The organism is Frankia sp. RB5 (assembly GCF_059816245.1).
The window spans coordinates 1-1,313 of record NZ_JCBATA010000157.1; the positions used below are offsets into that span (position 1 = coordinate 1).

The 1,313-nt window shown below is 70.9% G+C and carries 1 protein-coding gene; it reads left to right on the forward strand.

Annotated elements, in window-relative coordinates:
* Positions 1-121 precede the first annotated feature (121 nt).
* A partial coding sequence (tnpC, locus tag AC6EXY_RS33275) for an IS66 family transposase (RefSeq protein ID WP_499819026.1) occupies positions 122-1,313 on the forward strand: 1,192 nt, incomplete at its 3' end.

Here is a 1,313-nt window from a genome sequence, read left to right on the forward strand (position 1 = left end):
GTAACTGGTCAGGTCTCGTAGATCGTTTGTTTTTCGTTCCCCGGCCGGCTGGGACGTTTTGATGGCTTGGCAGTCCTGGGGTGTTGGTGTGGCGTGGTTGATCGGCCCGTAGGGTCCGGGTGTGTCCGATGATCCGCCCGCGCCGCCGGTGCCGTCGTATGACGAGCTCGCGGCGCTGGTGGTGAGCCTGCAGGCGGATCTCGTGCGGGCGTTGGCACGGATCGCGGAGCTGGAGGCGCAGGTCGCGAAGACCTCGCGGAACTCGGCGAAACCACCGAGCTCGGACGGTCTGGCGAAGCCGCCCCCGACGTCGTTGCGGAAGAAGACCGGCCGGCGCCCTGGTGGGCAGGCCGGGCATCCCGGGTCGACGCTGTGCCTGACGGATGAACCTGATGTGCGTCTGCGGCACGAACCGGGCCCGTGTTCGGGCTGTGGGGCGTCGCTCGCGGGCCGGCCAGTGGCCCGGGTCGAACGCCGGCAGGTGTTCGACCTGCCCGAACTACGCGCCCACGTCACCGAGCATGGGCTGGTGGAGCGTGTCTGCGGCTGCGGGACACGGACGAAGGCCGCGGCGCCGGACGGGGTGAACGCCCCGGTCCAGTACGGGCCGCGGGTGACCGCGGCGGCGGTCTACCTGTATTCCGGTCAGTTCCTGTCGAAGGACCGGACCGCGACCGCACTCGCCGAGCTGGTCGGGATCCCCCTGTCCGCGGGCACGGTCGCGGCGATGGCCGCCCGTGCCGCCGCCGACCTGACCGGTTTCCTGACCGCTGTCCGCGACCTGCTCGCCGACGCCGCCGTGGTCGGCGCGGACGAGACCGGGCTACGCGTCGCCGGGAAACTGCACTGGGTGCACTGCGCCCGCACCGGGAAGTACACCCTCATCGACTGCCATCCCCAACGCGGGACCGCCGGAATCGACGCCCTCGGGGTGCTGACCGGCTTCGGCGGGATCGTGGTCCACGACGCCTGGGCGCCGTATGACACCTACACCGACGCCACCCACCAGCTCTGTGTCGCCCACGTGCTCCGTGAGCTGCAGGGGATCATCGACACCGCACCGGCCGGCACCTGGTGCTGGGCCAGCCAGGCCGCCGAGGCTCTCGTCGCGCTGCACCGTCTCGCCGTCGACGCCGCTGTCACCGGTATCGCGATCAACGCCACGGACCTGGCGGCCCACATCCGGCTGCTGCGTCACGCCGCCCACATCGGAATCACCCAGACCTCACCGCGCGGCACGAAACTCATGGCCGCCCGCCACGCACTCGCCTGCCGGCTCGTCGACCGCGAAGCCGACTACCTGCGTTTCACCC